This is a genomic window from Nostoc sp. NMS7 (assembly GCF_017115085.1).
Lineage (GTDB): Bacteria > Cyanobacteriota > Cyanobacteriia > Cyanobacteriales > Nostocaceae > Nostoc.
Genome location: NZ_JABXKJ010000219.1, coordinates 1 through 24,912, shown reverse-complemented (window position 1 = coordinate 24,912; position 24,912 = coordinate 1). Strand labels below are relative to the sequence as shown.

Below are 24,912 nucleotides of genomic sequence, written 5' to 3'. Positions count from 1 at the left end.
CCCATCCCACAAGAAATAGTTGGATATTTTTTATTTGGAAGTCTTTTAAGCTAAATAAACGAAATTCTAATTCTCCCTCATTCCTCCACTCTCCACCCTGACCTAGAAATTTTTGGTTGGTCGAGTCCTAAATTAGGATCTTAAAACTACAAGTTCTTTGATAACTCATGAATGTATCAAACCGATTAGGCAAGGAATCCTTGCCAATATCCCAGCAAGCAGAACATTCCCACCATCAAGATACAGACCATGAGTATACAGATCATACTCATGGGAGTGAAGAATCGACTCATCCTCATGTCCATAGCGAAGAGTCTTTACGGCGAATTGTTAATCGATTATCGCGTATAGAAGGACATGTTCGCGGTATTAAGGGAATGGTGCAGCAAAGTACCCCTTGTCCTGATGTTCTACTGCAAATTGCCGCAGTGCGCGGCGCATTGGATCGGGTAGCGCGAATTGTTTTGGATGAACATTTAACTGAGTGTATTGCTAGAGCCGCACAAGAGGGTAATATTGATCTTGAAATTAAACAGCTAAAAGCTGCTTTAGATCGATTTTTACCTTAATAATTACAAAAAGAAAAAATTAACTAGCACGACAAGACATTTTGTAGAGATGCCAGATTTGCTGTATTGACTCAGGCAGAGGGTTATTTATGCCAAAATTAAAATAATTCGTAATTCGTAATTCCTAATGAAGCTTGCGGAAATGACTTTAAAAAAATATAAATTTAACTATTATTTAAATGTCAATATAAACAAACCTCTAATTCTTTTCTTGCACGGCTTCATGGGAAACATTAATGAATTTGATGAAGCTATAAAATTACTAGCTGAGGATTTTTCTTATCTCACTCTTGACTTGCCAGGACATGGTAAAACCCAAGTTTTAGGAGGTGATGAATACTATAAAATAGAACCCACGGCTCAAGCAATAATCAATTTATTAGATGAATTAAAAATAGATAAATGCTACTTAATTGGTTATTCAATGGGTGGAAGATTGGCTTTATACCTAACTTTACATTTCCCAGAACGTTTTGTTAAAGTTGTATTAGAATCAGCTTCCCCAGGTTTAGCAACAGAAGCAGATCGATTAGAACGAGTTAGACGTGATGCTCAAATAGCTAGAAAATTAAGCAGAAGTATTATTAAAACTGATTTTGCTGCTTTTGTGTCAAATTGGTATAGTCAGCCAATTTTTGGTTCTATCAAAAATCATCCAGAATTTGAAAGATTGCTAGAAAATCGTTTGCAGAATCATCTGACTGAATTAACGAAATCACTCCAATTTATGGGGACTGGTAATCAACCATCTTTATGGGAAAAACTCAAAGATAATACAATGCCTTTACTTTTAGTAGCTGGTGAAAATGATGAAAAGTTTAGAGATATAAATACAGAAATGGCTAATATATGTAAAATTGCCCAACTAAAAGTAATTAGTAATACTGCACATAACATTCACTTTGAAAATGCTGGAGAATTTGTGCAAAATATCAAATATTTTTTTAAAAAGCAAATTCAAAACTAGAATAACTTCCCTACTTCTTTAACCGTTGCTACCCTAATTCATAAGTTAATTCATTTTGAATTTTGAATTCCCTGAAGGGGTTGGTTGCTTGGCTGCGGTTAATTCCTCTTGCAACATTTTCTGATAAACTTTAGGCAAAGAGCTACTAACAAAATTTGTTTGTATACCATATCCGAGACTTGTCCAGGTGGGAGAGAGTCGCCGCAAAACATCATTTAACTTTCCGTGACGCAACTGTTGGGAAATATCAATTCCCCAAACTTTAGAATCATTTAACCAACGGTAAACTACTACATCTTGATATTCTGCTTCAAAACTATAAGCAGTCCAAAACATCATCTGCATCGGCTTTGGGTGATAACGCGGGGCTAAACGATACCAAGTAACGTTGATAATTTGATATCTACCAGCAGCAGTGGAACAATTACCTGTGTTGGGGCCTGTGACAATTGTGACGCATATCTCAGGATGTCGGCTAAGATCGTTGACTTGTTGTCCACCATACAACAGCGAATAGGGACGGTTTCCACTAGCCTCACTCGCCGAAATAGTTCGCATTAAAGCACGGATATAGGGATCGCCCTGTTTCATCACCAAAGGCGGCTGTTTCTCTTCAAAGATGGGATCAGAAGGCGATCGCAAGTCTCCAATATACCATTGCAACAAATATACAAAGCCGAGAAGCGCGGCTATTGGCCCAATAAGTTTTTCAACGCCTTTGAATTCAAAGCCTTTCAGAGTCCGACTCCTTCAAATTTGCTCTTTTTGCTAACAATAATCATTGACGTACTCATTCTGGCAAAGTTCATACTTTATTATCAGTTATCATTGCCGATTCGCTCATTTTTTTAATAATTAGAAAAAACGAGCATAAATAAGTATAGCAAGCGACATCCTCCCAAAAATACCGAATAAGTATTGTCTTAGTCGCTAAAATCACATAAGTTGTTATTAATGATGCGGCTGAAACTTAAGGCGATCGCTTACCTATGTTATAATTACAGAATTGATTTTTCCAGCGATTAGCTATGACAACAGAAATATTAAAATCTGTTGAACCTCCCCGTTACGAAGAAGATTATTATTTATAGGTAGAAACAACACTTAAACAATTAGAAAATAAAGATATTGAAAATCTCGATTGGCAACATTTATCAGAAGAAATCGAAGCTTTGGGAATTGAACAAAGACGAAAAGTAGAAAGTTACTTAAAACAATTATTAATTCATCTTTTACTTTATCGTTATTGGAAAATTCAAAAAGAAGATTGCCAACGAGGCTGGCAAATAAAAATAACTAATTTTCGTGATGAGCTAGAATTTTCTTTTCGTTCCAAAATACTTTATAACTATTCTCTTAACTGCTTAGATGCAGTTTATATTAAAGCCAGAAGGCAAGCAATTCAAAAAACAGCTTTACACCTGAGATTTTTCCAGATAAATGCCCTTTTACTCCTGAAGATATTTTCAATAGTGAGTACTTCATATTGAAGGTTTAACGGCTATGACACCTGAACATATTTTGTCTCTTTTATCATACTAAAATTGCATTTTTTCAGAGGTAATTTTTCAGAGCGATCGCTTGTCTGTCCTGAATAAGGGGTTTAGCATTGCGCTTTACCCCTACGTTTTGGGTGTGGGATGGAGCGATCGCTTTACGGAGTCGAATCAAGGGGCGGTCAATTTAGATCGGATATCAGGACTGTTGAAATAGCTCCTGAAAGCTTTTTGAGGCTGCTTCCGGTTTGGCAACAATTTCGACAATTTTATTGCGTGCATCTGCTTCAAACAGCGCCTCAACAGCAACTTGGGCGACTTTTTGCCTGGGGATGCTACCCTCGAAGAGTGTATCAGCACTCTGCATCACGATCGGGTCGGGGTTATCTTCATTCTTCAACCCACCAGGACGCACAATCGTATAAGTAAGACCACTTTTTTGGATATACTCTTCAGCTTGCTTTTTCCATAGCAAAATCAGCCAAAACAAGTTCAGTGGATGGAATAACCGCGAAGTAGACAAAGAAGAAACGAAGACAAAATGCTCAATTCCCTTTGCCTTAGCAGCATTTACTAAATTTTTAGTCCCTTCAAAATCCACTTTATAGGGGCCAGTGGGGTCAAAGCTAGGTTTTGCCCCAGTAGCAACTAACAAAACTGTGCTATCTCGCAACGCAGCAGTCAGACTTTCTGGTTGTAACACGTCACCTACCACCAATTCGGCTTCAGGAGACAGAATACCCCTAGCTTTCTCAATATCCCGCACCAAGGCTATGACGGGAATATTCCGCGCTATCAACTCTTGGACAATCCGCCGACCTGTTTCACCCGTTGCCCCTGCTACAAATGCTTTCATGAGAAATGCTATCCTGGGAAACTATTATGTGCTTGCTCAGTTCTTTATTTTAGTAATTCTATGGAGTTGATGGTAGATTTATAAGGTTTGGGTGAAAATGGAATACTGGTACGAAATGACCCAAGCATCTGGGGAACTATTAATATAGACGAACGCAAAATTATACAGTAACGCATTTATGCTTTCAAGAAAAAGCGAATATAAATCCTGGGAAATAACAGAAGCAGTTTTACCTGTAGCGTCCAGCCAAGAACAAGCCGAGGACGTATTCAGACAAGGAAATGTAGCGACGCTCACAACATTTTCTGGTCGTTATCAAGATTTTATGGAAATGCCTGCCCCAATAGAGAAGGTTGCCGAGTATCTTAATGCTCACGCTTCATGGTTTTCTGATTGCGCTCAACCGATGAAGGTGGAATCACTTGGGGAAAATGGCTACGCTTTAGTAATTGGTCGTTTTGGTGCTTTTGGTTATGAAGTAGAACCGAAAATTGGTTTGGAATTGTTGCCCCCAGAAGAAGGTATTTACCGCATCCGTACAATTCCCATTCCTGATTACCAGCCGCCTGGTTATGACGTAGACTATCGCGCATCTCTACAGTTAATAGAAAGCGATGCTTTTACTAGTATTGGCGAGGTTACCAGAGTTGAATGGGAATTGGATTTAATGGTTTATTTGCACTTTCCCAGGTTTATTCAGCGCTTACCCCAGTCTATAATTCAATCTACAGGCGATCGCTTACTTAACCAAATTGTCCGCCAAGTCTCCCGTCGCTTAACTCGCAAAGTTCAGGAAGATTTTCAGAAATCTTTAGAAATACCCTGTAGTGGCAATTTCAAGCAAAAGCCCTGAGTCATTTGTCAGTTGTCATAAACGAATGACAACTGACAAATGACTACTTACTATGAACCTATCCCACTATTCTAAAAATCTCTACTTCTTTTCGTAAAATGTGCTTGAAAAGCTTGATTTTTCGTTTTGAGTTCTCAATCAACTTAAGCTTTGTAGCACAAATTTTATTAGTGGGATAGGTTCATGTACCAGTGAGAATTTTTTGGACAATTTGCACGCCACTAACAGCCTGCCAAGCAAAAAGTCCCAAAAGGGTGAAATTCAAGAGAATGTGAGTTGCACGCGCCCAATTCGCCCCTTTCTGCATATAAGGAGACAAAGCAGCAGAAAATGCAATCAAACACATCATACCCAGTCCTGCTAGTAGATGAGGCCCGACAAATAACTTTTGGTTATTAATGTAAGTGACAGCCATAGCAGCGATCGCACCTGTCACCATCAAAGCTAGGAGTATAGACCCCATTTGGTAGTGTCTGACGTTATATCTACCTTTAATCAGTTCTTTCTTTTCTTCCCCCTGAGCATTTCTGGTACGCTGTACTTGCAGCCCCAAGTAGGCAGCATAAATTGAGAGTGCTAATAGCGCCCACATCAGCACCGGATGAATGAAGTTCAGCCAATATTTTACCGACGCAGAAAGTTCCAGAGTCATCGTGTTCTCGCCCAAGTATTAAATATTCATAAAAATTAGCATAACTCTATTTTCTGTGCTTAAAGTTGCACAAATTAAAAGAGAATAAGGAAGATTTCGCTCTTTCATCTCCCCCATCTCGCCCTGCAATTTTCCTTCGCCCTCTTGCCAAAGTGGATAAACAATCTCAGAGTGACGTACCTACACTTCCTGAGTACAGGTAAGTGTAGGCTTCTCAAAGACTCCTCGTTGAGGACATAATTTGAGCTTTAAGATCGTGCGTCCCACGATTCTTTATAATTATGCTTGCGTTCAAGTCCCTGCATAAACTGATTTTGCAACTAGGACAATTATGTATCCGTTCAGATAACAGTTTCTTGACCTTTTGACCACAATTAGAACATTCTTGACTCGTACCATTTGGGTTTACAGATATTACCTTCAAACCAGCGTTTACGGCTTTATTTGAAAGTATGGTTATAAACTGCCCCCATGCGGCATCGTTGATACTTTTAGCCAACCATGTTTTAGCTAGTCCTTTGATATTCAGTTTTTCAACGGCTACTACATCATATTTATCAAGAATATTTTTAGCTGTTTTGAAGTGAAAATCCTTTCTGGTATCAGATACTTTTTTATGCTGAATACCCAGCTTTTTAATAGCTTTTTTACGACGATTAGAACCTTTTTTACGGCGAGAAACACGACGTTGTGCTGATTTTAATCTACGTTCAGCTTTACGTAAAAACTTTGGTGCAGCAATTCTTTCATTATCGGAAGTAACAATAAAATCAATCAGACCGACATCAATACCAACAATATTTGCATCATTAAAATTAGGTTTAATGGTCGAAACTGTTTTGCTATCAAGGCTTAGAGTTACATAGTAACCATCTGCTTTTTTGGTGACAGACACAGTTTTAATATCAAAGCCTTCAGGTATTTGACGATGAACAATTACTTTGACTGTGCCAATTTTAGACAATGTAATTTTATTCTTAGTAAAATGATATTGCTTAAACTGAGGAAACGTAAATGTTTTATATTGTCCTTTCCCTTTAAATCTAAGTCTACCAGATTTCTTACCATTAAGATCACCTTTTAACCATCTATCGAAAGTTATTTCAACTTTCTTGGGGATTTCCTGTAGCACTTGAGAATGAATGTCTTTGTACCAAGGTCTGTCTTTTTTGAGTTGAGTTAGTGATGCTTTTTGGCTATAATAAGTAGGTTTGCCTTTTAACTCTGGTAGATGTGAGACTATAACAGAGCATCTATCAATGGGAGAACGGTTTTGTTCATACCAATTAAACCGTTGAGTAAGCAAATAGTTATATTGATACCGCAACATTTCTAGCGTTTTGTCAATCTTTTCTGCTTGTTCTTTGTTTGGGTTAATTCGATACTGATAGGATGTCCGCATTTGTCTTGCCTCCTTATAAACTATAATAACATAAATGTACGTCTATTGGGTGGATGAGATGAAAGATTGTCGGATTAGTTTAAGGGTATCGGCAAGAAGGATGCAAAAATTTAGAGAATATGCTGTAGAAAAAGACAAGACGCTGACTCAGTTAATTGAAGAGTATATTGACAGTCTGCCAGTGCTTAAAGAAATAAAATAAATATTTTGCGAAAAACTCAACTATCATTTTTATTTATTACTGCTACGCAGAAAAGCAATAAAGACGATGTTTCGTTTTTCCCTCGCATTCATGAGGCAGTGCGTTGGGCGGTTCTGCCGACTTAAAGCAACTGCCGTCCCACGCTCATTCGAGTGAGATGTGGGGTTTCTGCTGTTTCAGCTAAATTTTAAGGTTAGACGAACAAAAGCCCCTGTGTGGGATCTCATCCATGACTGAAAACAACGATACTTTGCTGCTAAAAGCTGCTAAAAGTGGTGATATCAAAGGGCTGTGTGCGCTACTGGCTGCTGGTGCCTTAGTGGATGCGTGCGATCGCCAAGGCACGACGGCGTTAATGTTTGCTGCAAATTTAGGCTACACCGAAATTGCGCGATCGCTGCTAGATGCCGGGGCAAATATCAACTTGCCCAGAAAACTCTATGGTTTGACGGCTTTGATGTTGGCAGCTAGTGCCAAACAGCTTGACATTGTGCAGCTTTTACTATCCAGAGGTGCTGATGTTAATGCCACTAATGAAGATGGCAGCACAGCTTTAATGGCAGCAGTACTCAAAGGTCATATTGATGTAGTGCGAGTCTTATTGGCTGCTAACGCCCAAGTTAATATCGTAGATAAAGATGATGATACTGCCTTGAAACTCGCCGTTAAGCAGGGAAAAATAGAAGTTATAGAAGCAATTCTCCAAACTGGTGTCGATGTCAATATTCAAGATCAGGAGGGTGAGACAGTCTTAATGCTAGCGGCAGACTTGGGACATCTGAAGATTGTGGAAGCACTCCTAGCAGCAGGGGCGGATGTGAATGTGAAAAACGCTGATGGTGGAACTGCTTTATCGGCAGCAGCAGCAGCTGGACAGAGTGCGATCGCAGCAGCTTTACTAGATCGAGGTGCCGAGATTAATCTCCAAGACCAAGATGATGAAACTGCCCTACATCTTGCCGTTGTGGAAGGCTACATTGATGTCGTGCAAGTGTTACTTAACAGAGGTGCAGATGTCCAAATTAGAAACCATCTGGGTGATACGCCACTGCTTATAGCAGCATTGCAGGGACACAGCGAAATTGTCAAGGCACTGCTGGATTCTGGGGGAGATATTACTGGGGAAAACCTTGGTGAAGTACCTTTGATTCTGGCTGCATCACAAGGACATACCCAAACAGTGAAAGTGTTGCTAGACTATGGTGCTGATGCCAACACTCCGGGGGATGAGGGCAAAACTGCTTTGATCAAGGCAACCGAACGCAAGTACACAGAGATCATACATTTGCTGCTGGCAAAGGGGGCAGATGTGAATTTTCAAGACTCAGCGAGGGCAACATCATTAATGTGGGCTGCCTCATCAGGTTATGACGAAATTGTGCAGTTATTACTCCAAGCCGGGGCAGATGTGAATTTGAAAAACCGGGGCGGTTATACTGCTTTGATGATTGCAGAATTTAATGGTTATAAGAATGTCGTGCGGAGTCTGCAAAAAGCTGGGGCGCAAGAGTAGCCAATAGCCATCTGAATTCTTCATCTAAAATATTTTCCGAAATATCTTGACAAATCATTAAATGAAGGTTATTAACTTAAATACGAAGGAAGTTTAAAAAAACTAAATCTAGACGTGAGAAACAAAGAAAACAAAACTCCGTCGTAGCTGTTGTGAACTTGCTACGGCGGAGAAAGGAAAAATTAAAACGCCAAGAGTGAGTAGGCTAAATGCTTGCGTCACAAGGATAGAAAGAAAGCAAAAATGAAGAAGTAAATTTACCTTTTACTTTTTATCTTGTACGTTTTAGCTTTTACCTAGTCTCCCCCTCGGCGTTTCCTACTGTGCTAGATGTGCAAAATATATAGTTTTTACTTGCACAGAAAAGTATTCTAAGGATCATTTTTTATGTATCATCCTAAAGTTTAAATACAAAGGAGTTACCAAAAAAGGTTTATGTGCGACCATTTGGGCGATCGCTACGGAAAGTCAAAGAAAAAGTAAAGAAAAAATTAAATTTAGGTTTCGCCGGTTGTGATGTTAATAACGATGCTTTTCAAACATCCTCTAAGACTGTTCTTGCAGATATTTACTGATAATTTCAACATCTAATTCTAGCAACTCTGCTATTTCTTTAATACTCATATTTCTCTCAGTAAGTTTTGGGACTAATTTAAATTTTGTCTTTTCCAAAATACTCTCGTACAATCGAGTATTTTGTAATTCATCTAAATGAAGCTATGCTTCAATTTCCTCTAAAGCAAGATTGGGAAACTTATAAAATACAATCGCTTGGATAAATGCTAGCACTTTCTTTTGAAGATTTTCATTCTATAGTATCCTGGCGATTAGAAATCGCGGCTACACAGACAAAACCCACCTCCGTGGGTTAAAAACCGTTGATTTCCCGTTAGTCCACGGAGGTGGACTTTGGACTTTGCTTGTGTAGTAGCGAATTCTATTGGCCTAATACTTTTCAAACAACCTCTAAGGCTGTTATTGCAAGTATTTTCTGATAATTTCAACATCTAATTCTAAAAATTCTGATATTTCTTGAATGCTCATACCTTTCTCAACATATTTTGAGATTAATTTCAATTTTGTTTCTAATTCTGTTTTCGGCTTTGTCTTTTCCAAGATACTCTCGTACAATCGAGTATTTTGGAATTCATCTAAATCAAGCATGGCTTCAATTTCCTCAACAGTTTATAGACTAAACCAAGCTCCGGTGATATTGCAGAATGGCGACACGCTCAGATTACCAGACTTGCTACCAGGTTGGGAACTGGCAATATTAGAGCTGTGGCCACCTGAGTTTGAATAAATATAGGCAAAAGTTTTTTTAGGTGGGGTGATAGGAAACCGATCGCAGTTGGGTAAGTTACATCTAGAACACCCAACCACTTCCTACCCCCGGAAAAACACTTATGAAAACCGAACTAAAAGCCAAGTTTCTCCAACACATCCTCGCCAAGAAGAAGGGAGATGAGGGTTTTACACTTATTGAATTACTAGTAGTAATTATCATCATCGGTATTTTATCTGCGATCGCTTTGCCTTCTTTCTTGAACCAAGCTAACAAAGCCAAGCAGTCAGAAGCTAAAACTTATACAGGTTCGTTGAACCGCGCGCAGCAAGCTTATTACTTAGAAAATACTGCATTTTCAAGTTCAATTAGTAGCTTAGGACTTGGTATTCAATCACAAACCGTAAATTACGCATACACAATTACTGGTACTTTGTCCGGCACTGGTGCTTTAGTAACCAACCAAGCATCAGTAAATGTAGTCGGTGCACCTCTCAAAAGCTATGTTGGTGGTGTAGAGGTGACAAACATAGGTGCTACCAGTGAAGCTACTACAATAGGTCTTTTGTGTGAATCTAATTCTCCCATGTCTAACAGTGGTACAAATGCAAGTGGCACTACTTTTACCTACCTCGCTACCCCTGGAGTAATGACTTGTCCCAACAACTTCACCTCTTTGGGTAAGTAAGCAACCAAGGACAAACAGTATATAAATTGTCTCTCAACAAGATAGTTTCCAAAGTGGGTAGATGCTTCTATCCACTTTATTTCCATTAGACATCTCCAGAAATTAATTATGCGTTGGCCGAAATCCTTGGTAGGGACAGTTCATGAATTGTGCCTATGTCATTTTCGGAGATGCCTATGAAGTCGTTCACAAGTATATTCTTCATAAAATTTTCTCAGAGAATTACAATGATTACTGATATATATAATTGGCAAAATCAAGCTGAACAATACTTAATTCAAGAAAAATATTCGCAAGCAGCACAGTTATATGAACAAGCAATAGCAATAGAACCAAATACTCTTTATTATTATTGGCATTTAGGGTTACTGTTGCTATTGCAAGGGCAAGAAGCAGAAGCTCAAATGACTTGGATGCTGCCAATGACAGAGGCAGATGAAGAACAGTTACCAATTTGGACAAATGAACTATTTCAAGTTTTGCAAATAGAAGCTGAAAGGCGTGAAACACTGGCAGAATATTCCCTTGCTTGGTTAATTCGCCAGCATATGCGGGAAATTAATCCTAGTTATATAAATAATTGGCTTCAAATTCTTATACTTTCTATCAAATTGCAAAAGTTTGAACAAATTGATGATTTGAATGAGTGGAGATTAATTGAAAGCTTAAATATAAAAGAAAGTATAGAAATTAATAGCGAATTATTAATCCAAGTTTTAAAAGAAATTTTAAATACTATACCCTTACATCCAATTAATCTAAATTTAATAGAAGCTAGTCTGTCTTATTTCTCTGATCCTCATCAATGCTTCTCTATACTGCTTCCTGCTGCTATGGAAATTGGTCATAGTTTACTAAACCCTGTACTAGCATCATCTGTACTAGAATTGTATTTACGATTGGAGCCAGATAATGTAGAAGTTTTGCGGCACTTAGCGGCTTTTTATCAAGATGCTCGTAATTATTCTCAGGGCATAGAGACAGCTAAGTTATGTTATTCTTTATCAGAAAACTTGGCTGATAAAATTTTTGCCCTCCATTTGCTGTTAAGGGGTCTAATGTCAGCAGGAGGATATTGGCAAGAGGTATGTACAACTTGTCAAGAATTAGAAACTGTGTTTCAACAGTTTATTAAAGCTGAACGAATTCCTATAGAAGAAGGAAGAATATTACGGTTACTTGTGCCATCTTTTGCGATACCTCACATTAAAGATGCTCCTGCTGATTTCCGAGCTATTCATAATCAGGTAGCTGGGATTTTTAATAATTATATTCAAGCTCTTGGCCAATCACAAGGAAAAAACTATGATCATGAAATTATTAATCATCAATCTTTAATACACCATCCGAGAAAAATAAAAATTGGTTATATATCTTACGGTTTAAGGAATCATTCTGTTGGTTGGCTAGCTCGCTGGTTATTTCAACATCATGATCGAGATAAATTTGATATTCATACTTATTTTGTTGGCTACAAATTAGTAACTGACAATCTCCAAGAGTGGTATCTAAATCAGCCAGGAAAAGCTTGGAAATTAGGTATGAATGGCCTACAAAATGCTGACCAGATATATCAAGATAAAATTGATATTTTAGTTGACCTTGATAGCATTACTCTAGATGTTACTTGTGAAGTGATGGCACTTAAGCCAGCCCCAATTCAAGTTACTTGGCTAGGGTGGGATGCATCAGGTATACCTGCAATTGATTACTTTATCGCAGACCCTTATGTACTACCAGATGATGCACAAAATTATTATACAGAGAAAATTTGGCGATTACCTCAAACTTACATAGCAGTAGATGGTTTTGAAATTGGTGTGCCAACTCTCCGCCGCGATGACTTGGATATTCCTATGGATGCCGTTGTATATCTCAGCGCCCAAAGAGGATATAAACGCCATCCAGAAACGACAAAGTGGCAAATGCAAATTATCAAACAAGTACCTAACAGCTACTTTTTGATTAAAGGACTTTCTGAGGAGGAAACAATTAAACGCTTCTTTTATCAAATTGCCGAAGAACAAGGTGTAGATTGTTCTCGATTACGATTTTTACCAATGGTTCATTCAGAGGCAGTTCATCGTGCTAATTTAGGGATTGCTGATATTGTATTAGATACATTTCCCTACAACGGAGCGACAACAACTCTAGAAACATTGTGGATGGGTATCCCCTTGGTGACGCGAGTTGGCGAACAGTTTGCAGCGCGTAACAGCTACACCATGATGATAAATGCGGGTATCACAGAAGGCATTGCCTGGACTGATGAAGAGTATATAGAATGGGGTGTGCGTTTGGGCAAGGATGAAGTTTTACGCCAGCAGGTGGCTTTGAAGCTGAAAGCATCGCGGCAAACAGCACCGTTGTGGAATGGCAAGCAGTTTACCCGTGAAATGGAGAAGGCTTATGAGCAGATGTGGCAGAAGTATATTGAGGGGAAATAACCTCGTAGTGAGGGCTTCAGCCCTGAAAATAGATTGTTAATAAGGGCTGAAGCCCTTACTACGAACATTAAAAATTATCCCAATCTTTACCATAATCTTGGACTGGATATTGAGTCCAACAATCACGCAGCCATTGCCGTCCAAAAGCTTGTAAATACCAGTGAACACTACTTTCAACCCAGTCGTAAGGAGATTTGACTAAACCATGTTTAACTGGGTTGTAATGAATATAGTTAAGAGTTGTATAGTAATGTCTTTCCGAGCGAATAGCGCGATCGCTCCAACGATACCAAATTTTTCTCTTAGTAATATTGTCCTCTATATTCCACTGTCGAGAAAGCGCACCATGTATTCTCCGAAATAATTCACCTAATACATCAAAATTTTCAACATCAACCAGTAGATGATAGTGATTAGGCAAAACAACCCAAGCACAAATTCTTAAGTTCGTAGTCAGCGCTGAAGCGCTTCTCTCTTCATTTACACTCCCACCAAGCTTATCAAAAATCATATCTAGGAGTTGCTGACGACGAGATTCAATGTGTATATGACGCTGATGTTCATAACAAGCTACCGTTAGCAAATAAAATTGCTTATCTCGTACTTCATGTGGTGGTGAGTGTGGTGGATAACCCTGGCTTAAGCGATATTTAACTAGTTCAGCTTTTTGTTCTGCTGTGAGTTTGCGATATTCATACATAGATTTTTTTAGCATTAAAGTGCTGACTACAAACAATTGAAAAGTTCGTAGTGAGGACTTTAGTCCTCTTCTCTAATTACAAATTTAAGCACTGAAGTGCTTACTACAAACTTGTATATAAAAGGCTTCTAAACCTGCAACACAGGCTTTATCGTCAAACAGACGGTCGTGATTTTGACTCATTTGCTCTGCAATGCTGTGTCGCCAAGCTGGGTCTAGTCCTAATTTAACAGCAATCTCGATGTATTCAGTTTCATCTTCAGCTATAGTATCTGTCACTCCTAGCATTTTCAGGAAGCTGTCAGAGTGACGACCGCGCATAAATTCTCCCGGAGAGGTAACAATGGGGAGATTACAAGCGATCGCTTCTAAGGTAGTATTACCACCAGACCAAGTGAATGTATCTAGATAAACATCTGAAAGCAAGTTAATCATTAGATAGTCCAGTCGCTCTGCAATACTGATAAATACACAATAATCCTCGCTGTTCAAACCGATAGCGGCAAAAGCACGCTTCAGGCGTGGCTGAAGTAAAGTACCACGCAAAAACACAAATTTAGCCTGTGGAACACGCCGAGCAATTTCAGCAAAAATAAAATCATATTGCGGTAGATACTTGAAAGGAGCTTGACAGCATAAATAGATAACCGCATCATCTAGTAGCTGAAAATCTGAGCGAGTTTTGATAACTGGTGGAATATACGGTTTAGGATAAGAAACGCCAATATTAGGCAAGCGAATTAATTTTTCTGAATAATGCTCTTGGCCATTTTCAGGTTCCATTAACTCGCTAGATAAAAAGTAATCAATTGTCGGTAAGCCAGTTGTTACCGGATGTCCCCAAGCGACACATTGCACAGGCGCAAGCCGCAGACCTGCCATTTGCATAGTTTGCGGATTCATCCCAATTTCGGGGAAAACTAAAATGTGCAGCTTATCAGCAATTATTTGTTCACAGGCTGCTGATAAATTATAAGGAATATGGTGGAAAACATCACTATATTCTTGAAATTTTTGGGTAATTGGATCTGGCTCATTTCCTGTGTAATAGCAGTAGATTTCAAAGCTTTCATGATTGCTCTGACGCAACCAACCTGTTAACCAAAGTGTTCCACTATAAGAATGTAGATAATGGGAAACGTAACCAATACGAATTTTTTTATTAGGCTGAAGCTTAGGCATAGATAAAGGAACCACCCATTGTGGATAGTTAACAGCTATAATTTCATGCACTAAGTTTCCATATTGGCGTTGCAAATCTATATCATTTTGTGCTTGATATGATAGGAAAAAGTTTGTGAGGCGACCTATACCTGCTAAAGCACTATGTTGTTCTTGTGTAGTTTTAAGAGATGTATACTGAATTAACTTTTGCAGCCCTTGGGTGTAGCGCTGGCGAAAAAAGTTAATTTCCGCCTGATTCTCATATATTGATGGAACTGTTAAATATTTGAGCAGTTGAAAAGTATAATCATCAGGGAAGCATTTAGCAGCATGATCGGCACTTAAAATTGATTCTTGAATACGTCCATTCTGCCGCAAATCGATGATTAATGAAAAATGTAGTCTTTCATCTGTAGGGTAAAGCTTAATTCCTTGCTGGAGAGTACTAAAATATTCATCTAGCAGGTTTAACTGTCTATAGCAATAGCTTAAATTCCAATAAATATCTGCATCATCTGATTGGATTTCTAGGAGTTTTTGATATTGCGCGATCGCTTCTTTCCATCTTCCCTCAAGAAATAATTTATTGCTCAAGCAAAAAAAAACTGTTCAGCTTGTGCTTCGCTAAAGCTTTCTATTTCATAAGATGTGAGAGTTTCTGCTTTTGCTTGACTCAGCGCGTTTTTATCTTCGTATTCCAAAAGAATTCTTGCATGTATGCGAGGTAGCAAAGCTGACCACTGAATATCAGCCAAGTTTTCCACTAGAGAAATTTCTAATCTTTCGGTAACGTCTAAATCTTCCTGTACCAAAAGATTCATAACCACACTAGATAAAAATAGTTCAGCATCCTCACTACCAATGTTACCAGTACCGATAAGTAGGGTAGTTTTTTCACTATTAGGATGAGTGGCGATCGCCTTCATCACTCGTTGCAATTCTAAACCGATTAACTCTTCTGGTTGCAACCAATCTGGGAAAATAATTAAATTAACCTCGTTGAGGTTTAAAGAAAGAAGAGTAGTATCAATCAAGGCAGAACTTAGAGTTTGCGCCATTTTTGACCATAAGAATTTTTTGGTCTGTGCCAAACCCGCAGTAATTAAGGAGTGACGAATACTAGGCTTTTGCACCTCACAGAGCGCATTTGCCAGTTCATCCACATCATCATCATTCACATATATTGCTGCGTCTCCTGCTACTTCTGGAATAGAGGCATTAGGACAGGTGATAACTGGACAACCACAAGCCATTGCTTCAATCACAGGCATTCCAAAACCTTCATACTTAGAAGGATAAACTAGTGCTACAGCACCAGAGTAAGCTATTGCCAACTCTTCATCACTGAGTTGCAGCATATAAACAACACTACCTGATGTGTAAGCTCTAAATTCAGGTGTTAATAAACCGCCGCTTCCTGTACAGATAATATCAAATCCGTAGCTATTGGCAAGTTTTGAAAGAGCTTGGAAAAACAAAATACTATTTTTATAGCTAGTTCCACCACCAACTAAAATAAAGTACGGCTTTGTAATCCCATATTTTGATTTAAAAGCATTAACCTCTTCAGATTTGCCTGGTGAAAAAGTACTGCTAACTCCGCAATGAGCTACGGTAACAGATTGTATAGGTATATCAGTAAAACAACGTGCCAAGTCACGCGCTGTATGTTCTGAAATTGCTATATAAGCAGATGCATGTTGAATACTATGGTGCTTCTCTCGCCACATGGGATTATTCATATCCCATCCCATAACTTCTGGAATCATGTCATAAGCCATGAACACAGAAGGCGTTGTAGTCGGCGTTGTATAGTAAGAAGAGATAAATAAATCTGCGCCTTCTTCTTCGCAAACTTGCTGTAGCATTCCTCGGTCAGCATCAGTATTGTTATAGTCATAACGTGGAATGTTGCGATATCTAATACCGGGAATTTTGGGAGCAGTTCCAGCCCGGTCAAGTAGAATAATATGTTTAGCAAAAGTGCTATTTGCCCATTCTTCTAATAAGGATTTCCAGACACGCGCAATACCAGTTTGGTAAAGTTGGAAAAATACCCCGTCAACCAGAATTATTGGTGTTGCTTTCTTAATCTGTGAAACTTGTTGCTGCACTTCATCTGGTTGCAAGAACTGCCAACCATTGTTGCTGAGTTCTCTTTGTGCAATTGGTAATATACCGTATGATTCAACGGTATCAACCATTGTTTCATCTCTTACCCACGAAAAATATTCGCGTAACAGAACTGGAAATTTAGTAGTTTCCTGCAAAGCTTTCCACTGCGAAACAGCATTGCTATAACCGTAGTATTGCTCTTTAAAGCGTAATTGTTCTGGTGTTACGTAAGCAAAATGTTGGAAAACTAAACCATGCCTTTCAGTCTCTTGATGCAGAAAAGGATTTACTCCTGCAACATCCCGCCATTGACCATTTGGTAAAGGTTCTTCTAGTCTTGGTGGTTCATGTGCTACCCACACTGATCCTGGCTTATATCTCCAGGTTCGCAACCACTCTTGTCTGGGATTTTGGGCGTAACAATTACGAGTACTGATAATTATTTTTTCTCCTACAAAATACCAGCACCAATAGAAAGCGGCAGTTTTATCAGGATTCTCAATAAACATCTGTCGTGCAGTCAAAATATGCTTGACTGTCCATAACTCATCTGCATCTATTTGCCATAGTAAACATTCTTCATTTATGTTGACCAATGGCTCATTAACCATTTCCCGTTTGCCATCCCAAAATACACCATTTGGCTTACGATAAACTGTGATATTGTCGGGATATTGCTGTGCGAGTTCATCTAAATATTCTGTTGTACTGTCATTGCTGCGACCATTATTATGGATTTCATCGTTTATATATCCACCCAGCTTCAGACTCCATCCAGTATCGTGCTTTAATTCAGCTACACCTTCGACAATGTGCCAATGCCATTTGAAAGGAAGTTGTTTGAATATCTCAATGTGGTAGCGGATAAATGGTTGACCATTGAGGACTATGGTAAAAAAGTGAATTGGTAATTCTGGCGTTGAGGTAGAGGTGATAGCAGCCAAACTTTTCTGACCACATGCTAGCGTTGAAGAATACTCATGGTTGATAAGACGTAGTTTAGCAATGTTATGCCATACACGTTGTGGTCCAGGCCAGGTGGGTACAACATCATGAAATGCTATCCATCCGCCGTTTTTTACCAATGAAAACGATAGGTTAAAATCTTTTAAAACATCTAAATACTGATGAGAACCATCAATAAAAATAAAATCAATAGCTTTACTATTTGTAAATTTATCCCAACGGTTTAATACATCATGAGAGTAGCCGCGTAGTGGTATTACATATTGCTCAAGACCGTTTAATTGAACATTCTGCTGCCAAACTTCAAAGAATTGTCGCTCAGAAAAGTCAGCATCATTACCATCCCATGTATCAATAGAATAAATTTTACGTTTGGTTCCTATGCAAGCATATGCCATCGCAACTGTCGAGCGACCTTTAAAAGAACCAATCTCAACTATAACAGCATCTTCAGGAAGAGATTTCACCTTATTAAAAAGGTATTCTTCTTGCCCAGTAACCATAAATCCTTCAATAGATTCAACGGCATCATGGATATTTTGATAGCTGACTGGCTGCACTGTTTTTCGTTGAAATATCGCATAGCCATTACGTACATTTTGGTTTGAGATAATGAGGATGTAATCAGAATCGCTCAACAGGCGATTGAAATTTTGATAGTTTTTAAATGTTGTAATATCATCTAGACAAATAAAACTTGCTCCATACACTTCATCCAATTCAGCTTGACCAGTAAATTCTGAACCGTCAATTAAAACTAAATCAAAACAATCAATGTTGTTTTCCTTCTTAATTTTTTGAATTCCGTTGTCAGATACTCCAGACTTATTTACATACTCAATATCTTGTCGTAACCAACCAAGCACACGCTCAAGAGGATAAAGATTTAGATTAGTATGATGGGTATTATAAAAGTCAATAATTTCCTTTTCATCAGGAAAGTTTTCTAGAGGAACAGAAGACATATTATAGCATTTTACAAAATATTCATTTTTATAATTATTTTTTAACTCAGTAAATCTAGTTTTTGAAATTTCCATGCAAAACAATGTCGGCTTGTTAGGGTTTTCACGAAGTCCTGTTACAAATGCTTCGGTACTTCCTTCTCCTGAAGATGAACCAATTTCTAGAACTGTTTTAATATCTTCTTCTTTAGCAATCCTTTGAATAGCTGCATAAAATTCATCGTTTTTAATTTCTGGAGGAATCAAACGGTTAAGTTCAGAATCGGCAATTTTGTCATTCATATTCGTATCTTTAGTTGTTTACTCTATTGATCGCTCTTACTCTCCTACTCTCTTCTTCACTTGCTCCAACACAGTCTTATAATCTTGCCGATCAGGGTGCAACTTCACCAACTTCTCCAAAGGTGCGATCGCACCCTTAGCATCCTTCAAGTGCAACCGCACCATAGACAGATTCTCTAAAGCAAGTTGGTTTTCTGGTTCCCGTTGTAAAATTAGCTCATAGCCCCGCGCCTGTTGCTGTAATACTGACTCAGCAGAAGGAGACGCAATTGCTGGCTTAGGTTGACTAGCCTGTTGTATTGCCGGAATTACAGCAAACACCGTTGAACCAAAAAACGAGAACATGGACACTATCGTGACAATCTTTTGTCGCCGCTGAATCTGCTTTTTGCGGGTAATTAGGTATTCTGCCTCCGAACTAGCCATGCCTCACATACTTGCTGCGGTAAATACTTAGGTATCAGCAAGCCTCCTGTTATGAGGATGCCCATCTCCTCAAAAAAAACTAACATCTTCGCTAAAAATTTTTACACAAACTTCAAATGCTGACTCTGAATACCAGAGAACTTTATGGTAAGCCCATGCTGTAGCAACAATTTTGCCACGCGTCCTAATGCTTCAAACCACAACCCTCTCCTCCACAGTCCGAGAGGCTTTGATTCTTGCTCCCCTTCCCTCGTCTACGGTGTACACACAAGTCATCGAATTAGCCAAAACAAAACCTCAAAGAGTCCTGACTTTAATCTAATCCCTCTCCTTACTAAGGAAAGGGACAGGTTTTGCGTAGCAGAACCAGGGTGAGGTTTCTTCCCTTGTCGGGAAGGGATTGGAGGTTAGGTTTGAGAGAAAGTTGCACACGGCGTAAAATATTAAAATTATATAAAGATTTGCAATTAATTTGCTTAATGCCAGATGTTTGCGATATTCTAAATAACGTTTAGATAAACAGAAACAGTAGACACTTCTACTCAATTGTAAATTTTCCTGTCAGTCAAAAACTTTAAACTAGCCCGTGTCCTATGGGTTCTTCAACAACCACACATATTTTTTGTGATTTCAACAAATAGAATTTTCCCAGTCTGAACCTTTGCCTGATTTCTGCAAGAAGTTTAAGGACTGCTTGGTGAAATCGGAGTTTTGTGGTGGTAATTACCGTACAAAACCGAATTTACCAGTAACTTAGTAGAATTTATTATGGTATAGTTAGAAAGTTAAGACTAGCTTTACCAAATTACACCACTCTACGGCCGGCAACAATTGCAGAATGGTAAGCAGTTTTAATTAAGTATTTACCAACCAAATCTGAATTTAATCGAGGTTATGACTCAAAAAGTGATTCACCCAATGGTGAAATTGCAGCGCAACGTGCAATCACTCATAGAATCGAACATTATCAAGCCAAGCGATAGCATCTGGAAAATCGCTTTGCTCTATGGTAATGAGTGGCAGCACTGGAAACAAGAACTGCTCGACTTTGGCTTTAGTATGCAAGACCCAGTTAGTGAATTGCTAGCTGTAGAAACTTGGGATGAGGAGTAGAGAATAGGGAATAGGGATATTCAATATTCCCTACTCCCTAAACTTTGCAAGCAGCTAAAGCCGCAGCTAATTCTTTTGCAGTTTGATAGCGATCGCGTGGCAATGGTTCTGTAACGCGATCAATCACATCTCTTAATTGGGAACTAATGGTGGGAACTTTTGCCACATCAAACCTGAAATTTCGCCCTCGTTGGCGGTAATACTTAAACGGGTTTTCTCCAGTGAGCAGAAAAATCAGCGTTGGCCCAATTGCATACAAATCAGATTGAGTCAAAGGTTGTCCTCGCTCTTGTTCAGGAGCGCAGTAACCCTCTGCCCCAATTCGAGTACCGGGCGCTGTGCCAATTTCCTTAACTGCGCCAAAATCCAGCAACACTATGCGATTTACTGAACTTCGCACCATTAAGTTGGCGGGTTTAATATCGCGGTGAATCAGTGGAGGGCTTTGGCTATGAAGATAGTCTAAGATATCGCAGGTTTGGATCATCCAAGCGATCGCTTGGCTTGGTGTCACTGGCCCAGTAGTATAAACACGTTTCTCTAAATCTTGTCCGTGGATTAGTTCCATTGCCAAGTATTTTTTTCCGTCTTCTACAAAGAAGTCATAATACTTGGGAATTCCAGGATGGTTAAGGGATTTGAGAGTGTACGCCTCCCGCTCAAATAACTCTTGAGCTTTGGCAATTTTCACCATATCAGCATTCATTTGCTTCAACACCAGCAGTTGTGGCATAGCCGCAATCTCACCAGTCGCATCCCTAGCCAGATAAGTAGTACCCATACCTCCTTGTCCGAGAGTTCGCAACACCTGATAATGGCGAATCCTCTGTTGTACAGAGAGAGGTTGACCGCAGTGGATGCAAAATAGATTATTCGGTGAGTTACCTTCGTGCGTGCAAGTGGAGGATGAATTTGCCGGATTTTTTGCTGAGTAAAATGTCTCGGCGGCGTTTTCTTCTGGCCGTTGCATATCTGGCGATCGCAAACCAGTTTCCAGTACTGTTACCTCCTGAATTTGGAATTGCAGTATTGGCCCTCCCTGTGCTAGTTGCAAAAGGGAATTATCTGGTAACGGACTCTGAATCACCAGGACACCGTTAAGGAAAGTCCCATTTGTACCCTGACTAATCAGTCGCCAAGCAGCGCCATTGCTGGCCAAATCGACTTGTCTGAGTTCTAGATGATGCCGCGAAACTAAACTATCAGTTAAAACAACGTGATTATCTGCCGCTCGACCAATCCGAATTATGGAGGAGTTCTCAAAGCACCACTGCTGGAGGGGCGTTTTCTGTTGCGGTTCTAACAGTGTCAGACTAACCACAATACAACCTAAAAGATAAATGGATCAGGCATTGGGCATTGGGCATTGGGCATTGGGCATTAAACTTATCTGTAAATTTAGGTTTTAACCCCTGATTTGTAAGGCTTTTAGGTTAATTCACGGATATGTCTATTGGGAATTGATAATTATTCTTTCTTAGGGACTTCCAAATAAAAAAACATCCCAAATTTTCTTGTGGGATGGGTGTCCTCACCCGTCCTATATTCAGGGCGGGCAGGACTTCGGCGTGAGCGCTCAGTCGAACGCTGCCCACGCCACAAGATGGATAATTTATTTCTTGGAAGTCCCTTATGCCCCATGCCCCATTCTCATTTATTTTTAACTTTCCAGATTTGGGCGTACTTTTGCTCGAATAAGTATAGCAGTAATGTTGTCATGACCATTGTGTTGGTTCGCCAAATCAATTAAATCTGTAACACCCTGTTCTAAGTTAACACCAGAACTAAGTAAGGGTTCTAAGTGAGTCTGCCAATGGGTTTCTAGCAAATCATTATCTGATAGACCGTCCGATGCCAACAGCAGCAGGGTATCTTCATTGATATCGAAAAAGCCAACATCGGGATTAATCGAGTTTTCATCACGAGGCCCCAAGGCTTGAGTGAGTTGGTAGGCATCTGGGCGGGCGTAAGCTATGCTTGCTTCCACTCCGCGCGTAATTTCCCGTTGTCCAACTTCGTGATCTACTGTGACTTGTTCTAGTCCCCGCTTGCGCGTCAAACGATAGAGACGGCTATCTCCCACATGAGCAACTGCTGCTTGAGTATCTTCAATTAAGAGCATTACCAGAGTTGTACCCATGCGCCCAACTCCAGAACGGGCATCTTGTTGATTGAGCTTGTAAATTGCCTCATTAGCTAAATACACTGCCTCACGAATGCTATCTTCTGTTGGCAGTTGGTTGGCAATCCAGTGTTCTTGAAAGTATTCCCGTAGGGTGTTGACTGCTAACTGACTGGCTATCTCGCCGCCAGCGTGTCCACCCATGCCATCACAGAGAATATACAAACCATGCCCTTGGAGAACCCGACTTTTAGGCAACTGCAACTTATGAATTTTGGTTTCAATGCCAAAGTAGTCTTCGTTATGATCACGTTGATGCCCCACATCTGTGCATCCTGCATCTTCCAAGCTATTTAACTGCATGCCCAGCACAACAGTTTGCATATCATCAATTTTACTAATGATCTCTTCTGGCTGATCTAATTGCGGGATAGTGGACACCGCAGTATTTTCATCGTTTATTGGGGGCAAAGTTGCGGTTCCTAGTGCTTCGAGTTCAATAGAGATTTCCTCCAAACGCGATCGCAACTGGGCGATCGTCTGAATCTTACCTGCATCTAAATCCCCCAACATCTGGACTACAGACCCAAATTGAGTGCGTTGAGACTGCTTAAATAGCGCTTGCCAAACCCGCCCCAAAGCTTGAATGGTTAATGGTTGATCTGGAATAACAGATGTTTGGTCTTGGGCATCTTCTGGGGACTCGGCGGGGAGCTGAGAATTCGATGATTCTACATACAACCTTTGTAGCCCCAGTGTTTGGTCTTCATCCAATCGCAAATTCGACAAATCTAAAAGGCTTTGACAAGAATTTACTGGTTCCAATACTGCCCAAAGTTGGGTCATTTGATAACACCAGTGTAAAATTTCTAACGAACTCGTTGTTTCTTCTTGCCATAGGTCGAGTAAATGCTGCCAATGCGAGCGGTCTTCGATTATTACTACCTGGATATCACCCTGCTGCCAGGCATCGTGAATCGGCGGTATCTCCCGCAGACCTTGAGATTGTAAGGCAATATAAACTTGAGCAAGGGGAGGAATTGCACTTGCTTCCACTGATGGCGTTAGCAAATCTGATTGCTGACCTGCTAGTATTGCCTCAATAGGTGATATTTGATACGGCTGGCAGTCTAGAACTTTCACACCTACATCAGTAATGGTGGCAGTTTCCGTTTGTGCAGGTAGCGGATCTAACAATTGATAGCGCTCTTGGGAGTCTAAATAGGAGTCTAATCCAATCTGAGAACTAGAAGATAAAGGAGATGAGCCGAATATTACTCCCTCATCTCCCTGATCTCCCTCATCTCCCAAAGCTTCCCCAGTCGTTTCCTTAGCAATAATTGCCCAAAACACTGTTCCACATTCCGTACCACAGTTATGACAGCGTAGTGCATTCACAGGTACATCATCGGTACTGCATTCAGGACAGACTTTGTGAGTCAGGGACGTGCCACAGTTTTGACAGAATTTGTTGCTATTGGGGTTTTCAAATTTACACTGAGGGCAAATCAGCATAGTGGAGGTTCCTTAATTCCGGTTCCAAGGTGCTTATAGCCACTAAGATCCAAGGTGCCACAATTGGCTGCCCCTGACTACAGTAGACCTACAAGAGATTGTAGTTGATCAATAAATTTTGGTGGCAGTATTAATTGTGACGCATATTAGATAAATATTTAATATATTGGCAGCCAATTCCTTATAAATGGGGGAGCAGGGGGAGATTAACAATTCAAAATTCAAAATTCAAAATTAAAGACATTTTCAGACGTTCGCGTAGCGTCCCGCAGGGAAGGACTGAAACTGGTGCTACCTATAGAGGTAGGGGTCTTAAACCCTTTGATTTACGATAACCAATGCCCAATGCCGTATGCCCTATGCCCTATGCCCTATGGCCAACGAGTCTGGCAATTGCGGAGGTTCTGCGTTAAACCATTTTTGATAAATTTGCTTGTAAGTGCCATTGGATAACAAAGTCGCTATACCTTTGTTAATTGCATCCAGATAGGGGGAGTCTTTAGGTGTAGCAATCCCGTAGTATTCTTGGGTGAGCAGATCGGCAACAACTTTGATGCCTTTGAGCTATTTCCGACAGCAGCCCCACACCGTCCCGAAGGGCGGTGCTGGGAAGA

At 39.8% G+C, this 24,912-nt stretch carries 22 protein-coding genes and 1 pseudogene; 11 read left to right on the top strand and 12 right to left on the bottom strand.

Features of this window, described 5'->3' with window-relative positions; genetic code table 11:
* Positions 1 to 167: 167 nt before the first annotated feature.
* Both HWQ38_RS26725 and menH read left to right on the top strand, forming a co-directional pair.
* The gene (locus tag HWQ38_RS26725; RefSeq protein WP_292799704.1) at positions 168 to 569 is read left to right on the top strand and encodes a metal-sensitive transcriptional regulator; all 402 of its coding nucleotides are present in this window, start codon (positions 168 to 170) and stop codon (positions 567 to 569) included.
* A 142-nt stretch (positions 570 to 711) separates the two neighbouring features.
* Positions 712 to 1,536: a 2-succinyl-6-hydroxy-2,4-cyclohexadiene-1-carboxylate synthase gene (gene menH / locus HWQ38_RS26720; RefSeq protein WP_292799771.1), complete on the top strand. Its 825-nt coding sequence runs from the start codon at positions 712 to 714 to the stop codon at positions 1,534 to 1,536.
* A 45-nt stretch (positions 1,537 to 1,581) separates the two neighbouring features.
* Here menH and HWQ38_RS26715 read toward each other — a convergent pair whose 3' ends face one another.
* On the bottom strand, positions 1,582 to 2,238 hold the full coding sequence (locus HWQ38_RS26715) for a glycoside hydrolase family protein (protein ID WP_292799768.1): 657 nt from the start codon (positions 2,236 to 2,238) through the stop codon (positions 1,582 to 1,584).
* 425 nt (positions 2,239 to 2,663) lie between these two features.
* Here HWQ38_RS26715 and HWQ38_RS26710 point away from each other — a divergent pair, with 425 nt between their 5' ends.
* Positions 2,664 to 3,026 carry a DUF29 family protein gene (locus tag HWQ38_RS26710; protein WP_292799765.1) on the top strand — a complete coding sequence of 121 codons (363 nt, stop codon included), beginning with the start codon at positions 2,664 to 2,666 and terminating at the stop codon, positions 3,024 to 3,026.
* 205 nt (positions 3,027 to 3,231) lie between these two features.
* Here HWQ38_RS26710 and HWQ38_RS26705 read toward each other — a convergent pair whose 3' ends face one another.
* Positions 3,232 to 3,888: an NAD(P)H-binding protein gene (locus tag HWQ38_RS26705; RefSeq protein WP_292799702.1), complete on the bottom strand. Its 657-nt coding sequence runs from the start codon at positions 3,886 to 3,888 to the stop codon at positions 3,232 to 3,234.
* Between the two features lie 178 nt (positions 3,889 to 4,066).
* On the opposite strand from HWQ38_RS26705, the gene HWQ38_RS26700 reads away from it, so the two are divergent.
* The gene (locus HWQ38_RS26700; RefSeq protein ID WP_292799699.1) at positions 4,067 to 4,741 is read left to right on the top strand and encodes a DUF1997 domain-containing protein; all 675 of its coding nucleotides are present in this window, start codon (positions 4,067 to 4,069) and stop codon (positions 4,739 to 4,741) included.
* A gap of 181 nt (positions 4,742 to 4,922) precedes the next feature.
* Here the strand turns inward: HWQ38_RS26700 and HWQ38_RS26695 are convergent, their stop codons facing one another.
* Complete coding sequence (locus tag HWQ38_RS26695; protein ID WP_292799696.1) at positions 4,923 to 5,393, bottom strand: DUF4079 domain-containing protein; 471 nt, start codon at positions 5,391 to 5,393, stop codon at positions 4,923 to 4,925.
* A 214-nt stretch (positions 5,394 to 5,607) separates the two neighbouring features.
* Positions 5,608 to 6,795 (bottom strand): transposase, encoded by a 1,188-nt coding sequence (locus HWQ38_RS26690; RefSeq protein WP_292799693.1) that lies wholly within the window; start codon positions 6,793 to 6,795, stop codon positions 5,608 to 5,610.
* 34 nt (positions 6,796 to 6,829) lie between these two features.
* Between HWQ38_RS26690 and HWQ38_RS26685 the strand changes: the two genes are divergently transcribed.
* From HWQ38_RS26685 to HWQ38_RS26675, 3 genes are all read left to right on the top strand, one after another.
* Positions 6,830 to 6,997: a hypothetical protein gene (locus tag HWQ38_RS26685; protein ID WP_292799690.1), complete on the top strand. Its 168-nt coding sequence runs from the start codon at positions 6,830 to 6,832 to the stop codon at positions 6,995 to 6,997.
* Positions 6,998 to 7,226: 229 nt separating this feature from the next.
* On the top strand, positions 7,227 to 8,510 hold the full coding sequence (locus HWQ38_RS26680) for an ankyrin repeat domain-containing protein (RefSeq protein WP_292799687.1): 1,284 nt from the start codon (positions 7,227 to 7,229) through the stop codon (positions 8,508 to 8,510).
* Between the two features lie 437 nt (positions 8,511 to 8,947).
* A complete protein-coding gene (locus tag HWQ38_RS26675) occupies positions 8,948 to 9,085 on the top strand; it encodes a hypothetical protein (RefSeq protein WP_292799684.1) in 138 nt (45 codons plus the stop codon).
* Positions 9,086 to 9,485: 400 nt separating this feature from the next.
* Here HWQ38_RS26675 and HWQ38_RS26670 read toward each other — a convergent pair whose 3' ends face one another.
* Positions 9,486 to 9,674 (bottom strand): hypothetical protein, encoded by a 189-nt coding sequence (locus HWQ38_RS26670; protein ID WP_292799682.1) that lies wholly within the window; start codon positions 9,672 to 9,674, stop codon positions 9,486 to 9,488.
* Between the two features lie 7 nt (positions 9,675 to 9,681).
* On the opposite strand from HWQ38_RS26670, the pseudogene HWQ38_RS26665 reads away from it, so the two are divergent.
* The 3 genes and pseudogenes from HWQ38_RS26665 to HWQ38_RS26655 form a co-directional block, all read left to right on the top strand.
* A pseudogene (locus tag HWQ38_RS26665) lies at positions 9,682 to 9,813 on the top strand (Uma2 family endonuclease); the annotation flags it as partial.
* 103 nt (positions 9,814 to 9,916) lie between these two features.
* Positions 9,917 to 10,483 carry a type IV pilin-like G/H family protein gene (locus tag HWQ38_RS26660; RefSeq protein WP_292799679.1) on the top strand — a complete coding sequence of 189 codons (567 nt, stop codon included), beginning with the start codon at positions 9,917 to 9,919 and terminating at the stop codon, positions 10,481 to 10,483.
* Positions 10,484 to 10,710: 227 nt separating this feature from the next.
* Positions 10,711 to 12,930: an O-linked N-acetylglucosamine transferase, SPINDLY family protein gene (locus tag HWQ38_RS26655; RefSeq protein WP_292799676.1), complete on the top strand. Its 2,220-nt coding sequence runs from the start codon at positions 10,711 to 10,713 to the stop codon at positions 12,928 to 12,930.
* A 67-nt stretch (positions 12,931 to 12,997) separates the two neighbouring features.
* Here the strand turns inward: HWQ38_RS26655 and HWQ38_RS26650 are convergent, their stop codons facing one another.
* From HWQ38_RS26650 to HWQ38_RS26635, 4 genes are all read right to left on the bottom strand, one after another.
* Positions 12,998 to 13,645, bottom strand: coding sequence for a transposase (locus tag HWQ38_RS26650; RefSeq protein ID WP_292799673.1), 648 nt, complete (start codon positions 13,643 to 13,645; stop codon positions 12,998 to 13,000).
* A 69-nt stretch (positions 13,646 to 13,714) separates the two neighbouring features.
* A complete protein-coding gene (locus tag HWQ38_RS26645; protein ID WP_292799670.1) occupies positions 13,715 to 15,388 on the bottom strand; it encodes a tetratricopeptide repeat protein in 1,674 nt (557 codons plus the stop codon).
* The gene (locus HWQ38_RS26640) at positions 15,385 to 19,122 is read right to left on the bottom strand and encodes a class I SAM-dependent methyltransferase (RefSeq protein WP_292799667.1); all 3,738 of its coding nucleotides are present in this window, start codon (positions 19,120 to 19,122) and stop codon (positions 15,385 to 15,387) included. Before HWQ38_RS26640 ends, HWQ38_RS26645 begins: the two co-directional genes overlap by 4 nt.
* Positions 19,123 to 19,158: 36 nt before the next feature.
* A complete protein-coding gene (locus HWQ38_RS26635; RefSeq protein WP_292799664.1) occupies positions 19,159 to 19,548 on the bottom strand; it encodes a tetratricopeptide repeat protein in 390 nt (129 codons plus the stop codon).
* An 894-nt stretch (positions 19,549 to 20,442) separates the two neighbouring features.
* Between HWQ38_RS26635 and HWQ38_RS26630 the strand changes: the two genes are divergently transcribed.
* A complete protein-coding gene (locus HWQ38_RS26630) occupies positions 20,443 to 20,661 on the top strand; it encodes a DUF4327 family protein (protein WP_181930103.1) in 219 nt (72 codons plus the stop codon).
* Between the two features lie 37 nt (positions 20,662 to 20,698).
* On the opposite strand, the gene HWQ38_RS26625 is transcribed toward HWQ38_RS26630, so the two are convergent.
* The 3 genes from HWQ38_RS26625 to HWQ38_RS26615 all read right to left on the bottom strand — a co-directional run bounded on the left by HWQ38_RS26625 (position 20,699) and on the right by HWQ38_RS26615 (position 24,853).
* Positions 20,699 to 21,982 (bottom strand): protein kinase, encoded by a 1,284-nt coding sequence (locus HWQ38_RS26625; protein WP_292799661.1) that lies wholly within the window; start codon positions 21,980 to 21,982, stop codon positions 20,699 to 20,701.
* A 339-nt stretch (positions 21,983 to 22,321) separates the two neighbouring features.
* Complete coding sequence (locus HWQ38_RS26620; RefSeq protein ID WP_292799658.1) at positions 22,322 to 24,298, bottom strand: serine/threonine phosphatase; 1,977 nt, start codon at positions 24,296 to 24,298, stop codon at positions 22,322 to 22,324.
* Between the two features lie 357 nt (positions 24,299 to 24,655).
* Complete coding sequence (locus HWQ38_RS26615) at positions 24,656 to 24,853, bottom strand: transporter substrate-binding domain-containing protein (protein WP_366933348.1); 198 nt, start codon at positions 24,851 to 24,853, stop codon at positions 24,656 to 24,658.
* Between the last annotated feature and the right edge of the window lie 59 nt (positions 24,854 to 24,912).

Coding starts and splice junctions, on each gene's coding strand:
- HWQ38_RS26680 (WP_292799687.1), top strand. CDS start 7,227: ATGACTGAAAACAACGATACTTTGCTGCTAAAAGCTGCTAAAAGTGGT.
- HWQ38_RS26725 (WP_292799704.1), top strand. CDS start 168: ATGAATGTATCAAACCGATTAGGCAAGGAATCCTTGCCAATATCCCAG.
- HWQ38_RS26660 (WP_292799679.1), top strand. CDS start 9,917: ATGAAAACCGAACTAAAAGCCAAGTTTCTCCAACACATCCTCGCCAAG.
- HWQ38_RS26635 (WP_292799664.1), bottom strand. CDS start 19,548: ATGGCTAGTTCGGAGGCAGAATACCTAATTACCCGCAAAAAGCAGATT.
- HWQ38_RS26620 (WP_292799658.1), bottom strand. CDS start 24,298: ATGCTGATTTGCCCTCAGTGTAAATTTGAAAACCCCAATAGCAACAAA.
- HWQ38_RS26705 (WP_292799702.1), bottom strand. CDS start 3,888: ATGAAAGCATTTGTAGCAGGGGCAACGGGTGAAACAGGTCGGCGGATT.
- HWQ38_RS26650 (WP_292799673.1), bottom strand. CDS start 13,645: ATGCTAAAAAAATCTATGTATGAATATCGCAAACTCACAGCAGAACAA.
- HWQ38_RS26700 (WP_292799699.1), top strand. CDS start 4,067: ATGCTTTCAAGAAAAAGCGAATATAAATCCTGGGAAATAACAGAAGCA.
- HWQ38_RS26655 (WP_292799676.1), top strand. CDS start 10,711: ATGATTACTGATATATATAATTGGCAAAATCAAGCTGAACAATACTTA.
- menH (WP_292799771.1), top strand. CDS start 712: ATGACTTTAAAAAAATATAAATTTAACTATTATTTAAATGTCAATATA.
- HWQ38_RS26695 (WP_292799696.1), bottom strand. CDS start 5,393: ATGACTCTGGAACTTTCTGCGTCGGTAAAATATTGGCTGAACTTCATT.
- HWQ38_RS26670 (WP_292799682.1), bottom strand. CDS start 9,674: ATGCTTGATTTAGATGAATTCCAAAATACTCGATTGTACGAGAGTATC.
- HWQ38_RS26630 (WP_181930103.1), top strand. CDS start 20,443: ATGACTCAAAAAGTGATTCACCCAATGGTGAAATTGCAGCGCAACGTG.
- HWQ38_RS26690 (WP_292799693.1), bottom strand. CDS start 6,795: ATGCGGACATCCTATCAGTATCGAATTAACCCAAACAAAGAACAAGCA.
- HWQ38_RS26685 (WP_292799690.1), top strand. CDS start 6,830: ATGTACGTCTATTGGGTGGATGAGATGAAAGATTGTCGGATTAGTTTA.
- HWQ38_RS26640 (WP_292799667.1), bottom strand. CDS start 19,122: ATGAATGACAAAATTGCCGATTCTGAACTTAACCGTTTGATTCCTCCA.